General features: G+C 61.9%; 13 protein-coding genes. All 13 read right to left on the bottom strand.

What is annotated here, in order from left to right:
• Positions 1-549 precede the first annotated feature (549 nt).
• The 13 genes from fliF to rhaM all read right to left on the bottom strand — a co-directional run bounded on the left by fliF (position 550) and on the right by rhaM (position 13,290).
• Positions 550-2,223 (bottom strand): flagellar basal-body MS-ring/collar protein FliF, encoded by a 1,674-nt coding sequence (gene fliF / locus FB009_RS21145; protein ID WP_011974452.1) that lies wholly within the window; start codon positions 2,221-2,223, stop codon positions 550-552.
• Positions 2,224-2,466: 243 nt separating this feature from the next.
• The gene (cheT, locus tag FB009_RS21140) at positions 2,467-2,844 is read right to left on the bottom strand and encodes a chemotaxis protein CheT (RefSeq protein ID WP_011974451.1); all 378 of its coding nucleotides are present in this window, start codon (positions 2,842-2,844) and stop codon (positions 2,467-2,469) included.
• 54 nt (positions 2,845-2,898) lie between these two features.
• Positions 2,899-3,450 (bottom strand): chemoreceptor glutamine deamidase CheD, encoded by a 552-nt coding sequence (gene cheD, locus FB009_RS21135; RefSeq protein WP_011974450.1) that lies wholly within the window; start codon positions 3,448-3,450, stop codon positions 2,899-2,901.
• Positions 3,447-3,836: a response regulator gene (locus FB009_RS21130; protein ID WP_011974449.1), complete on the bottom strand. Its 390-nt coding sequence runs from the start codon at positions 3,834-3,836 to the stop codon at positions 3,447-3,449. The genes cheD and FB009_RS21130 overlap by 4 nt, the downstream gene beginning before the upstream one ends.
• Positions 3,836-4,885, bottom strand: a complete 1,050-nt coding sequence (gene cheB, locus FB009_RS21125; protein WP_011974448.1) for a protein-glutamate O-methylesterase CheB — start codon at positions 4,883-4,885, stop codon at positions 3,836-3,838. The genes FB009_RS21130 and cheB overlap by 1 nt, the downstream gene beginning before the upstream one ends.
• A complete protein-coding gene (cheR, locus tag FB009_RS21120) occupies positions 4,882-5,805 on the bottom strand; it encodes a protein-glutamate O-methyltransferase CheR (protein WP_011974447.1) in 924 nt (307 codons plus the stop codon). The genes cheB and cheR overlap by 4 nt, the downstream gene beginning before the upstream one ends.
• Entirely contained in the window at positions 5,802-6,269 is a 468-nt protein-coding gene (locus FB009_RS21115; protein ID WP_024324555.1) for a chemotaxis protein CheW, read from the bottom strand. Before FB009_RS21115 ends, cheR begins: the two co-directional genes overlap by 4 nt.
• Positions 6,270-6,274: 5 nt before the next feature.
• On the bottom strand, positions 6,275-8,554 hold the full coding sequence (locus FB009_RS21110) for a chemotaxis protein CheA (protein ID WP_011974445.1): 2,280 nt from the start codon (positions 8,552-8,554) through the stop codon (positions 6,275-6,277).
• A 19-nt stretch (positions 8,555-8,573) separates the two neighbouring features.
• Positions 8,574-8,939: a response regulator gene (locus FB009_RS21105; protein WP_011974444.1), complete on the bottom strand. Its 366-nt coding sequence runs from the start codon at positions 8,937-8,939 to the stop codon at positions 8,574-8,576.
• A gap of 3 nt (positions 8,940-8,942) precedes the next feature.
• Positions 8,943-9,236, bottom strand: a complete 294-nt coding sequence (locus FB009_RS21100) for an STAS domain-containing protein (protein WP_011974443.1) — start codon at positions 9,234-9,236, stop codon at positions 8,943-8,945.
• Between the two features lie 25 nt (positions 9,237-9,261).
• Positions 9,262-10,860 (bottom strand): globin-coupled sensor protein, encoded by a 1,599-nt coding sequence (locus FB009_RS21095; protein ID WP_127580525.1) that lies wholly within the window; start codon positions 10,858-10,860, stop codon positions 9,262-9,264.
• A 727-nt stretch (positions 10,861-11,587) separates the two neighbouring features.
• Positions 11,588-12,979, bottom strand: coding sequence for an FGGY-family carbohydrate kinase (locus FB009_RS21085; RefSeq protein WP_011974440.1), 1,392 nt, complete (start codon positions 12,977-12,979; stop codon positions 11,588-11,590).
• Positions 12,976-13,290, bottom strand: coding sequence for an L-rhamnose mutarotase (gene rhaM / locus FB009_RS21080; RefSeq protein WP_011974439.1), 315 nt, complete (start codon positions 13,288-13,290; stop codon positions 12,976-12,978). The genes FB009_RS21085 and rhaM overlap by 4 nt, the downstream gene beginning before the upstream one ends.
• Positions 13,291-13,292: the final 2 nt, after the last annotated feature.

The following is a 13,292-nucleotide window of genomic DNA, read 5'->3' as shown; positions in this document are numbered from 1 at the left end:
ATAAAAGAGATAATGTAACGGCTGCAGATTATCTGGCCATTGATGAGCAAGGAAACCGGAAGGAAATTCGTCTTCTCGTTGCAGGCGAATGCTTGCGTGGCGCCATACTTATTCAGCTGGTCTAAACTTTATGAGGGAAGATGTTGCCCAAATGCATCAATCGCCGCGTGACTCTTCGAAGCAACCCAGGGCGAAGAGAAAGAGCGGGCGTCAAACTGTATTTGATTCCTTTGCATATATAGTTAGACGTATCTCTTGAGAACCAAACAACGTGGAGTAACCCGGACCGGTCGCCGCGCCCTGACGCGCGGCTCATGAATCTAAATCCGTTAAAATTTGTTTAAATTTTCCGTCAAACAGCCGACACGCCTCCAGGCGCCCGCCGGATTCTTTGTGCCGACTCGACTGCACCGCCGCCGGGCCGACCTAGACTCGCCAATACTCGCAGAAAGTCCGCCTGACCGGCCTTGGACGGGGGCGCGCGTTAAAAACAAGCAAGGCCCGCCTGCGGAGCGGGACTTGCTTCTGATGCAGATCTGCCGGAGGTTATCAAGCGGCGCGGTCGAGTGCCCATTTTCGCAGGATCTTTGCCGCACGCTCCTCGCTGATCTCCACCATCCGGGCAAGTCGCCGTTCCGGCCCTTCCTTGACGCGGCGGTTGAAACCGGCCTCGTCGCCGAGATTGAGAAGGTCGTCGCCACCGTCGAAGCCGAAGTCGGAGCCAAAACCCTCCATGAGTGCTCCTCCTGCACCGGCAGCGGCGGGTGAGAAGTCCGGCAGTTCCAGACCGGCGGCTTCGCCTGCGAGCTGGCCCGACTGACCTCCGAAGCCCATCTGCCGCGCAAGCGGCCTCATCCCGAACCATACCACCAGGAAGGCAACCGCAACGAAAGCAAGCGCGTTGATGATGCCGCCGATGTTCCGTGTCAGGACTTCCATCATCCCCGGGCCAGGCACCGCCTGGTCGAGCAGCTGTGTCTCCACGAAGTCCATTGCGTTCAGCGTAACGACATCGCCGCGACCAGGATCGATACCGGCGGCGGAGGCAACGATCTTCTGCATCTGCACAAGATAGGCATCGATCTTAGCCTGGTCCGCCGGTTCGCCGGCCATGGCAGCGAGGCGGCCGCGATTGACGACCACCGCGATCGAAAGCCGCTCGATCGAATAGCTGTTCTTGACGGTCGCGATCGTCTTGCTGTTGATCTCGTAATTCGTCTGTTCTTCCTTTTTCGCCGCCTCGTCGCTCGACTGTTGGCCGGCTCCGCCGGTTGGCGCCGCCTGGGGCACGTTCTGCTGTACAGTTGCGGCATTATCCGGCTGCTGCTGGCTGGACTTCTGCTCTTCCTTGATCACACGCGTCGAACGCTCGACCCGCGATTCCGGATCGAAAACCGTCTCCTGAATCTGCTGCGCATCCGTGTTGAGCCTGGCCGTCACGCTGGTGCGGAAATTGTCCATTCCGAGGAACGGCGCGAGCGCATTGTCGATCTTTTTTTCAAGATCGGTCTGGACGTTCTGGACGACGCCAAGCGATTGGTTGAGCGCGCTGTTTGCAGGATCGTCGCCGGATGCAAGAAGCTGGCCGGTCGAATCGAGCACGGTGACGTCATCAACGTCGAGGCCCGGCACGGAGGACGCGACCAGATGGCGGATCGAAGCGGCGGCGCTGCGACCGACCGTGGCGCTTGCGCGTATCATTACGGAGGCGGTCGGCGTCTGTTCGGCCTTGCGGAAGCTGCCGCGTTCCGGCATCACGATGTGGACACGCGCGGCGGCGATGCCGGAGATCTGCTGGATCGTGCGCGCGATTTCCCCCTCGAGTGCTCGGACGCGCGTGACTTCCTGCATGAAAGAGGTGAGCCCGAGCGAACCGACATTGTCGAAGAGTTCGTATCCGGCATTCGCGCTGCTCGGCAAGCCGCGTTCGGCAAGCAGCAGGCGAGCCTTGCCGGTCATGCCCACCGGCACCTGGATGCTGCCGCCGTCGGTACCGACTTCGAAATCGACATTGGCCTCTGCAAGCGCAATGCTGATCTGGGTGACGTCGCTGCGTTCGAGCCCGACATATAGCGTCTCGAAGGACGGCCGATTGACATAGACGCCGGCCCCGAGGACGAAGCCGATCGCCACGATGCCGGCCACGGCCAGCGCAATGAGCTTCCCTTGTCCGAGATTGCTCAGATTCTTGGTAAACGTCGAGAATTGATCGAACAGATTCATTCTGTTTCCGCACCCAGTGTCGCACGGCACCCGCTCCGGTTACCCGGCCGATGCCCTGCGCAGATCCAACATTCGGGTTTGCTGGAAAACGGCCTGCGCTTGGCCGTTCTGCATTAGCCGCGAATCTACCAGCCCCGGAAGCGAAGCTAGGGGACGAAACTTGCGCGAACTTGGTGGGAGGGCGGGATCGGTCATTCAACCGGTGCGGCAATCCTTTATCCCGCTCCGGAGCTTGTCTCCGCTTCAGAACGCCTCGAAATCGCCTGAGGTCTTCGTCAGCGGATGCGAGTGCCCGTGCTGCAGGACGCCGGTGCCGAGCGCCCTTTTCATGTCGCCGAGCTTGATCAGATTAACGGCCGTGGTGACGTCGACCAGACACGTGTCCGGAATGGAGGCGGTGATCGTGTCCAGGAATTCCGCAAGTCCGCGCGTCTTTTGAACCGCAAGATCGATTCCCTGCAACACCATCACTCTTTCCGCGCTTGCAGCCTCCGCGCTCATGAGCTGAGGCTCTATGCGCTCGATCAGACGAGCCACATCGTGGAGTTCGGTGACGACCCGCACCAGCACGTCCGGCAAGGATTCTTCCGCATGAGGTACATGGTTGTGGTCTGGCTTCATTATTTCCTCACGAGGCATGCGAGACGAAATCGCCGGCGCTGACGACCGGCACGATCAGAAGAATTCAATGGAGCTTTCTACCGGCTTCGGCGCGGCGGGCCGCTGGTCCATCTGCATGGCGCGCTGTGCCTCCACTCCGGTCAGGGCATATTGGCGGGCCCGTCCCGACGACGGCCAATATTCTAGCTTGCGTCCGTGGTCGCCTCCAGTGCTCTCGCCGACGATGCGGATACCTTCGTCCATCAGGAACCGGCGCGCGAAAGCGGCATTCTGCTCGCCGACATTCGAGAAGCGCGCGATCGTCCGGGCGCCACCGAAAATTTTCGCCTCCAGCCGATCGCGGCGCGCCCCCTGCTTCAGAAGGCCGTTGATGAGAAGCTCCATCAGGTGCACGCCGTAGCGCGTTGCGTCCGCACCCGAACTCGGCGAGCTTGCGGAGCCCGGCAGCAGGAAGTGATTCATGCCCCCGACGCCGGTCACCGGATCGCGCAGGCAGGCGGCCACGCAGGAGCCGAGAATGGTCGAAAGCACGATATGGGGATCGTTGACAACCTTGAACTCGCCCTGAATGACGTGGACGCGCTTGCCGGCAGCCTCGGTGTTCATTTCAGCGCCCCGAACACGGCCTCGATCGCCGCCTTCATCTTTTCGATCGTGAATGGCTTGGCCAGCACGTTGTTGGCGCCGAGGGCGGCCGCCTTCTGCACCAGTGCACGGTCACCCTGCGCCGTCAGAATGATGAAAGCCGCCTTCTTCGTGGCAGGGTTCGCACGCACCGCCTGCAGCAGGCCGAGCCCGTCCATTTTCGGCATGTTGAAATCGGAGATCACCAGATGATGCGGGTTCTGAGCCATGATCTTCAGGCCCTGCTCCCCGTCACCTGCCGCAGTGATCTGCTTGAAGCCCAGTTGCTGGAGCGCATCGCCCAACAGCAGCCGGCTCGTGACCTGATCGTCGACGATCAGAACTTTTATCTTTTCGGCGAGGGACATTATTCCATTCCTTCTTTTCGGGCTGCCGCCGTCTTCAATATCTCCTCCCCGATCGATCCGAGGGGGAGCTGCGTTTCGACAGCACCCAATTCATAGGCGACGCGCGGCATGCCGTAGACGACTGAGGTCTTTTCGTTCTGGCCGAAGGTGCGTGCTCCGGCATGCCGCAATTTCAGAAGTCCGGCGGCACCGTCGCGGCCCATTCCGGTCAAGATCACCCCGATGGCGTTCCGCCCGGCCAGTTCGGCGACCGAATCGAACAGAACGTCGACCGAGGGACGATGTCCGTTGACCGGCGGGTGATCGACGAGACGGCAGCACGGTGCGGACGCGTTGGCGACCTGAAGATGCCGTTCGCCGCCCGGAGCCAGGTAGACCCTGCCGATTTCGAGCCGGGCGCCATCCGTCGCCTCCTGTACGGTCGGGGCGCAAAGACGGTTCAGCCGTTCGGCGAAACTCTTGGTGAAGGTGTGCGGCATGTGCTGGGTTATCACCGTCGGCGGGCAATTCGCCGGGAACTTCTGCAGCACCGTGATCAGGGCCTCGACCCCACCAGTCGAGGCGCCGATCGCGATGATCTTGCGCCCTGCCCGGTAGTCGGAAGCCGTCGCCACGGCCGGCGCAGCCGTCCTGTTGCTGGTGATCATGGCCTTGCGCTGCGAACGGGCGGCCGCCTTGACCTTATCGGCGAGATCGCCGAACGGATGCGGATCCCCCGGCCGGGGCTTGCCGACGCAGTCGAAGGCGCCGATCTCGAGCGCGGCGATCGTTGCTTCGGCACCCCTCTGGGTAAGCGTCGAAACCATGAGCACCGGCATCGGCCTCAGTCGCATGATCTTGTCGAGGAATTCGAGACCATTCATGTTCGGCATCTCGATATCGAGGGTCACGACATCGGGATCGAGCCGCTTGATCGCCTGGCGCGCCTCCAGCGCGTCGGCAGCCTGGCCGACGACCGTAATATCCGGGTCGGCGTTGAGCACGGCCGAGATAAGGCCGCGCATGGTGGCCGAGTCGTCGACGACGAGAACACGTGCGGGAACGCTCATGCCGTATCTCCGTGGAACCGGCCTGTGTGGAACCTGCCGGTATGGCGGTAGGTCGTGATGCCGATATTGTCGAATAGACTTTTGGCGTCACCCGATACGCGTTCCGAATGGCCGATATAGAGGTGGCCGCCGGTATCGAGAACGCCGGCGAAGCGCGACCAGATCTTCATCTGCGTGGGCTCGTCGAAATAGATAACGACGTTGCGGCAGAAGATGACGTCAAACGGTCCCTTGATCGGCCACTTCGCCATCAGGTTGAGCTCGTTGAAGGTGATCAGCCGCTTGACCCGGTCGTCGACCTGCCACTTGCGCCGGCCGCCGAATTCGACTTCGCTGAACCATTGTTTGCGCATGGCAGGGTTCACCGTCTCGAGCGCCGTCGCGTCATAGGCGCCCGCGCGGGCAAGCGCCAGGATCTTCGGATCGATGTCGGTCGCGAGGATGCGGAAGTCGTAGTCCGCGGCATTGGGCAGCAGCGACAGGACCGTCAGCGCTATCGAATAGGGTTCTTGCCCATCCGAGCACGCCGCCGACCAGATGCGGACACGGCCGCCGCTCTTCGCGCGGGCGATGAGACCCGGCAGGACGTCGGTTCTCAAGTGATCGAAATGATGGTTCTCGCGGAAGAAGCGGGTGAAATTCGTCGTCAGATGCGAGAGCATGTCGCGGCGCGCCGCCGCACCGGCAGGCGAAGCGACGAGCTGGCAATAGTCGCGGAACCCTTTCAGCCCGAGATTGCGGATATGTTTCGAAAGCCGCGAATAAACGAGCGACGCCTTGGATTCGTTGAGATAGATGCCGGCGTCCGCATAGATCATCGCAGCGATCTCGCCGAGGTCGCGGCGTGTCAGGGGATATTCGCCGCTCGCAAGACATTCGTCCGGCGGCAATCTTTGTTCGTGCGCAGCCTGGATCCTCATGCAGCCTCCCTTTCCTCGCCCTGGAAAACCGAGTCGAGTTCAACGAGGCAGATCATCCGGCCCTCGATCGCCAAGACACCACGCGCGAAGCTCCGATCAAACTCGGACGCGATATCCGGCGTCGGCTGAATATCGCTGTCGGAAACGGTCAGTATGTCGGAAACGGCATCGACCAGCAGGCCGACCACCTGGCGGTTGACCTGCGCCACGATGATCACGTGCCGAACCGTCGGCTGGGCCGGCGGCATCCCGAGACGCGCGGAGAAATCGATGATCGGCAGCACCGCGCCGCGCAGATTGATGACGCCGAGCATATAGGACGGCGCATGCGGCATCGGAGTGGCCGGCGTCCATCCGCGAATTTCGCGCACCGACATGATGTTCACGCAGAATTCCTGGTCGCCGACGCGGAAAGCGATCAGCTCCCGTCCGCCATTTGTCAGGTGTTTAGCGGCATTGGTCATGGGCATCATCCGGCAGCAGCAAGAGGCATTTCGGGTCTCAAGGATTGTCCGCGCGATGCAGCAACGATGGCGTCCACATCAAGGATGAGCGCCACGCGTCCGTCGCCGAGAATGGTGGCTGCGGCAATGCCCGGCACATGCGTATAGTTGGCTTCGAGGCTCTTGATCACCACTTGGCGCTGGCCCTGGATGGCATCGACCATCAGCGCGCGCTGGCCGCCGCCCTCGGATTCGACGAGAAGTGCCACACCCTCGACCGGATTGGCCTGGGCTCCGCGGAAGTTCAGGATGCGGCCCACGTCAACGAGCGGGCAGAAGGAGTCGCGGATCGCAATCAGGCGCTGACTGGCGCCGAAGCTGTGAATAGCGGAGGCTTCCGGCTGCAGCGTCTCGACAATTGCCGTCAGGGGCACGACGAGCGTCTGGTTCGCGACGGTCACCACCATGCCGTCGAGTACGGCGAGCGTCAGCGGGAGGCTCATGGTGAAGATCGAACCCTGGCCGGGCCTCGACGAAATGTTGATGCGCCCGCCGAGCGCCTGGATGGAGCGCTTGACGACATCCATGCCGACGCCGCGGCCGGAAATATCCGATATCTTGTCGGCCGTGGAGAAACCCGCATGGAAGATCAGGTTATCGATCTCCTCGTCGGAAAGGTTTGCATCGGCCGCAATGAGATCATTGTCGATCGCCTTCTGGCGCACCTTTTCGCGATTGATGCCGGCGCCGTCGTCTGCCAGCTCGATGACGATGCGTCCGGAGCGATGCTTGGCCGTGAGCCGCACGGTGCCTTCGGGGCTCTTGCCCGCGGCAATGCGCTTATCGGGCGTTTCCAGGCCGTGATCGACCGCGTTGCGGATCATGTGCGTGAGCGGCTCGGCGAGCTTGTCGATGACCGTCTTGTCGACTTCCGTGTTTTCACCCTCGGTGATGAGACGAACGGATTTGCCGGTCATGTCGGCGATTTCGCGGACAATGCGGGACATGCGCTGGAAGACCGGCTTTACCGGCTGCGCGCGGATCGCCATGACGCTATCCTGGATTTCGCGCGTAAGCTGCTGCAGCTCCTCCAGCCCCATATTGATCGACGACGTGCCGTTGGTATCGTTCTCGATTACGCTCTGAGACAGCATCGCCTGGTTGATGACGAGTTCGCCGACAAGGTTGATCAGACGATCGACACGATCGAGATCGACGCGAATGGTCGGGGTCGCGGCCGAAGCGGCCTGTTGCGCGGCAATGTTCTGCGCCGTTGATGCCGATGTCGGATTCCTGACATTTTCCGGGGAGACACGCGCCGCGGACTGCGCCATTTGCAGCACGTTGCTCGCCGTCTCTGCCGCCGGGATGGTCGCATTTTGGGCCTCACCCTCGTGAGGATATGCCCGATCCTCTTCCCCGGCAGGCATCTGGGCTTCTTCATCGAGGATCGACAGATCGAAGGGTACGGGCTGCATCGGCAGTTCCTCGTCCATCCCGATCAAGCCGCCGGCGACCGCGACCTCGAGGTCGCAATCCCACTCCGCGAATTCGAACACCGAGCGTATCGCTTCCTCGCCCTTGTCGGTGCTGAGCGAAATCTTCCAGGAGAAGTAGGCCTCCTCCGGATTCAGCCGATCCAGCGGCGGCAGGCCGTCCATGTCACAATGGATGCTCATCTCGCCCAGCCGAGACAGATCGCGCAGGAGCAGCGTGGCATCATTGCCCTTGGCGTAGAGGTCGGACTTGGGCTTGAAGACGATCTCATAGGCGACCGGCTCGATGGTCAGCTCGTCGCCCGCTTCGAAATCGTCGAAGGAGAAGGCAACCGGCTGGAAGCCTTCCTCGTTGACGACGGGAGCAACGGGGGCAGCGGCGGACGGGACCGCCTTCGGCACAGGCTCGGTAGCGGCCTGCGGCAATTCGCCATTGGCGAGCGCTTCGAGCTCCTTGATGAGCTGACGGCTGCGCCCCCCGTCGACGCTGCCGCCGTCGCGGGCGGCATTGGTCAGATCGGCGAGCACATCCGCCGATCTCAGCATGACTTTCAGAACGTCCTGAGTGGGTTCCAGCCTGTTGGATCGAACGCAGTCGAGCGTCGTTTCGAATACATGCGCGAAGGAGACGAGATCGTCGAGCCCGAAAGCGCCGGCGCCACCCTTGATGGAATGGACCGCACGGAAAACGGCATTCACCGTTTCCGGGTCGCGATCGCCGTCATTGAGCTTTAGGAGACCCGTTTCCAGTTCCGCGAGTTGCTCCTCGCATTCCTGGAAGAAGATCTCTTTGATTTCGTTCATATCCATTGGATGGCTGTCCCCGGATTCAGGCCGTTACGCGCTCGATGGCATCGATCAGCTTGGTCGGGTCGAACGGTTTCACGATCCAGCCCGTGGCACCCGCCTGCCGCGCGCGGTTCTTCTTTTCCGCATCGCTCTCGGTCGTCAGGACGAGGATCGGCACTGCACGGTAGCGGTCGTTCTTGCGCACACCCTCGATGAATCCGAAACCGTCGAGACGCGGCATATTGATGTCCGTCACGATGACGTCGGGGTTGGCCGTGTCGAGCTTCTCGAGGCCCTCGACGCCATCCTCCGCCTGGATCGTTTCGAATCCCGCATTGTTGAGGGTGGCGAGAAGCATGTTGCGGATCGTCCGGGAGTCGTCGACAGTCAGAACTCTCTTCTTCATTGCTCAAATCTCCTTTGCCATCAGGGGACCGATCTCCGCCCCGATGAGCTGTGTCGTTTTAACGAAAGCGTCCGACGCCTCGGCAAAGGTGAAAGACAAGCGGTCTTCTTCCCAGCTCTTTGCAGCCGCCATCAGGACCTGAACGCAAAGTGCCCCTACCCGCTCAACACCGGACGCATCGATGGTCACCGCCCCGCCCTTCAGGGCGAGGAGCCTCTCATGCAGCACCGTTGCCTCGTTCAGGTCCAATACCGGAGCGAGCTTCAGTGTTTTTCCTGCGGTGTTTCTGCTGGCCATTTTTCCCTCGCTTCAAGTGCGTGCACTAACGTCGCCATCCGGCGAAGTGCCGTTCGGACGCGGCCTCGCCGAACGGCATTTCGTTTTGGTCGTCGGTCGCCTCTACTCTTGACGGTAAGAAGCGCGCGCCCGATCTCGCCTCACGCTCGAGATGGAAGCGACGGACGGTCTCGCCCAGTTCCATAATGACGTCGTGAAGGTCGCCGGAGGACGCCAGTGCCACCTCCGCGAGTGCGGTGCTTCGGTTCATCGCCTCGGCGACCGCGCCGATTTCCGAGGCTGCGGAGGAAAGATCCCTCACCTGATATTCCGCCTCACGTGCGATGCCGGTGACGGCCTCGTTTATGGAAATGACCTGTTCGGCGATGCTGCTGATGGCGTGCTGGGTCCGTCCGACGGTCTCGACGCCGGCCGCGACCTGGCCTTTCGTTCCTGTCACGAGCTGCTTGATCTCGCGCGCGGCTTCGCCGGACCGTTGCGCGAGCGCACGCACCTCCTGTGCGACAACCGCGAAACCGCGACCGCTTTCGCCTGCCCGGGCCGCTTCGATGCCCGCATTGAGAGCCAGGAGGTTGGTCTGGAAGGCGATCTCGTCGATGACGCCGATGATCTGCCCGATTTTTTCGGCAGACGCTTCGATGTCCGCCATGGCAGAGATCGCCTGGCCGGCGATCTCGCCGCTGCGCTCCACCGCAATGCGGGTCTCGCTTGCCTTGGCCTCGGTGGCGCCGATACGGATCGAACCGGAGCGAATACGCTCGGTCGCGCTGACGAGGGTCGCGAGATGCTGATCGAGCGTTTTCACCTCTGCCCCGGCTTTGCTCGATAAATCGGCGGCGCTGCCGCGCAGATCCGAGACGATGGCCTCGGCCGCCGCGGCGCGTTCATCCGCCGCGACCAGCGCATTCCTGATCTCGCCCAGTGCCGTGTTGAGGCCCGCGACGATGGGCATGTAGGTTTCCGGCGCATCCTCGGGAAGCCGCGCGGTTAGGTCGCCCTCCGCGAGAGCATTCAGGAAATCCGCGAAGAGCGCCTGCAGCTCGGCTTCGCCGTCCCGCCGGCTCTGGGAAAGCTGCCGCTGGTGCTGCTGGCGCAACGCGTTGAAGCGGAGGGAGACCGCAATTTCGGTATCGACGAATGCGGTGCGCACGAGCGCAGCGACCAGGTCGCGCAGTTCCTTCTTGCGAGCTTTGCCGAGGGAGATGATCGATTTCGGCCAGGCGTCCTCGATCGCGCCCATGATCAGGTGCTCGAGCACGACGGCGTGGCTTGCAATCTGCCAGCGCGGGTCGAGACCCATGCGGCTCTCGGTGTCGGCAAGCACCTTCACTCGCTCGGCATAAAGGCCGTCGAAACGGGCGTCCGTGAGCACATTCCAGTGCGATGATTGCAGATCGTGAAGACGGTCGACCTGTCGGTCGCTGTCGAAATGACGCGCCGCGTCGGGATGGGTCTGCAGGCGGTGCGAGAGTGCACGCAGCGCAAGCTCGATGCGTGGCGAAAGAGCCTGCCGGTGATCGCGAAGCAGCGCGCAGGCATCTTCGTCGAGACCGGCAAAGCGCAAGCGTTCCAGCAGACTGGCCGCCTGACCCCTTCTCGCCTGTTCTGACGCTTCCTGTTTCACGCTGGTCCCCGGCTATTGACGCGCGCCTGATAGAAATCGTCCCGGGAAGAGGATCGCAGCCGGCGGCCGGTCACACGCAAGCGATGAGAACAGCGCGCTCCGAAGCGCCCGCCATCGTTCGTCCACAGTGATTTCAGTGAAAATGGATACCGGACCTAGACCGGTACGGCGGTGCGGCATCATGCCTTGAGGAGAAGCCGAGGCTTCCCATTCCGCCGTGTTGGACCATGTTTATGGTTAATTCCTTGCCTGAAGGTTAACGGCACATGGCTCTTAACCGGTATCGCTAAAATTCAACCGTGGCGGTATCGGACGCTGACGATACAACGTTTTTGCCGAGTGCAGCCACAGGTTTTCAATGATGATTGTTCAGGGATTGTGGATCTAACCGGCGTCCAGTATCGAAGCATAGTGCGCCGTGCGTCCTAACGCGCGGGGTCACTCCAGCATTTGAGGTGCTGCATGTTTCTGGATCGGTCGGGGATCAAGCATGCAGGGAATGGCGCGAAATACGCGTTGAGTAGCATCTTCAGGCACAGGCGCATCATGACGAAGCGCCACGGGACGCGAACAATGATTGTTCTTGGAATAGGCGCCATCATCACCGCAACGCTCGCCATGACGGCGATCTCGATCGTCGTCAATCTGGATCAGAGCCGGATAGCGAGCAGAACATCCGTCTTCTGAGAACCTGCGCGGTCCTTCTTCTTCATCCCTGTGAACCGACCTACTGCGAACCAGCCTGCACATGCGCAGCCGTGAGCCGGCGCCATAAATCGGCATAGCCGGCATAGGCGACCGGCATCTGCAGCGCGACCGGCTCGGCCCCCGTTCTTACGTGGGCACCCGCGACGAGGCACGCGGCGCCGAGGCTCGTTCCGGTGCTGTTCAGCCTGTTTGCAAGGACAGGCCGGCCGGTAGCCGCGGCGAGCATCCGCAAATAGGCCTCGTTGGAAGCAAACGGTCCCTCGACGAGGATTTCGCCCCTTGCACCGATCAGGTCGAGACAGGTCGCCGTCATCAGAGCGAGATGAAAGGACACGGCCGCAAGCCTTTCGGCAGGCGTGAGCCTGTCTTCGTCGGTCGTCCAACGCGGGCTCGAAGTCGGAAAAGGCCCCGATCCCCCAGGCAACGACGGCAGCAGCATATGCCCGTTCTCCAGGACGCTCGCTTCGGCCTCGGGCGATGCCGGCGGCGGATCGCCGCCGATGAGCAGGGAGAAGGCGCGGCCACCCATGAAACGGGCCGAAGGCACCGGATCGCCAAGCGCGTTGACATTGATCAGCGTGTCGCGCCGCTCGTCGAGTTTCACGGGTCTGGCGCCCACTGCGAGCATGACGATCCAGGTCCCGGTGGAGGCGACAGAGAATGGCGCCTGGCGCGTGATCAGATGCGGCAGCAGCGAGGCGTTGGAATCATGAATGCCGCAATGGACGGGCGTTTCCGGCGGCAGGCCTGTTTCATCCGCAACCTGCCGAAGCACGGGACCAAGCACATCCCCCGCCCGTCGGACCGGCGCAAAGACAGGGCGCCAGCCCTGCTGATCGACCATCGACGAAAAGTCCGCCGTCGCCGGGTTCCAGAGATCGGTGTGGCAGCCGAGCGACGTCAGCTCATTGGCCCTGATGCCTGTCAGCCGGTAGGACCAGTATTGCGCATAGGTGAGTATCGTGGCGACGCGGGCGAAATGATCTGGAAACATGCGCTGCTGCCAGAAGAGCTGAGCGCCGACATTAAGCCCCATAGGCAGGCGCGCCGAGCCGGTTTCGGAGAAACGGGGGCGCACCTTGTCATATTCGTCCGCGAGCGCATCTGGGCCGGCGAATTCATAGTCCAGAACGGGCAAAGCGAGCGCACCGGAACTGTCGAGCAACACGGCGGTCGCGCCGTGGGTGGTGACCGAAATCGCGTCGATCGGGTGCTCACGGTTGAGCGCCGCGAGGCTGTCGAGAATGAAGCGCCAAAGACGCTCGGTGTCGAAATGCGGGTAAGGTCCGTCATCTTTGACGCCATTGCCCGCCTTCCGCACGGCAATCTCCTCGAAGCGCTCGAGTTCGACCAAGGCGATCTTGGCATTCGTCTTTCCGATGTCGATGACGGCCACAGTCTTCATTGTCATCTCAGATGAAAGACCGTCTTGAGCGGTGCGGCGACCGGCTCGTTGTCGGCATGCGTCTCCATGATATCGGCCATATGCGCCCACCATTTCCGCATCACCGGGTGCGAAGGAAGATCGGCCATCTTGTGATCGTCGGACCGCCAGAGCACACCGAAGAGCAGATCGTTCTCCTCATCGAGGTGGATCGAATAATCGGAAATCCCGGCGTCCTTCAGAAGCGCCACCAGCTCCGGCCGGATCGCGTCGTGACGCGCCTGGTATTCGGCGGCCTTGCCGGGATGGAGTCGCATGCGGAAGGCGTATTTTTCCATGA

Source organism: Sinorhizobium medicae, assembly GCF_007827695.1.
GTDB classification, from domain to species: domain Bacteria; phylum Pseudomonadota; class Alphaproteobacteria; order Rhizobiales; family Rhizobiaceae; genus Sinorhizobium; species Sinorhizobium medicae.
This window is presented reverse-complemented; position numbering and strand designations above follow the sequence as displayed.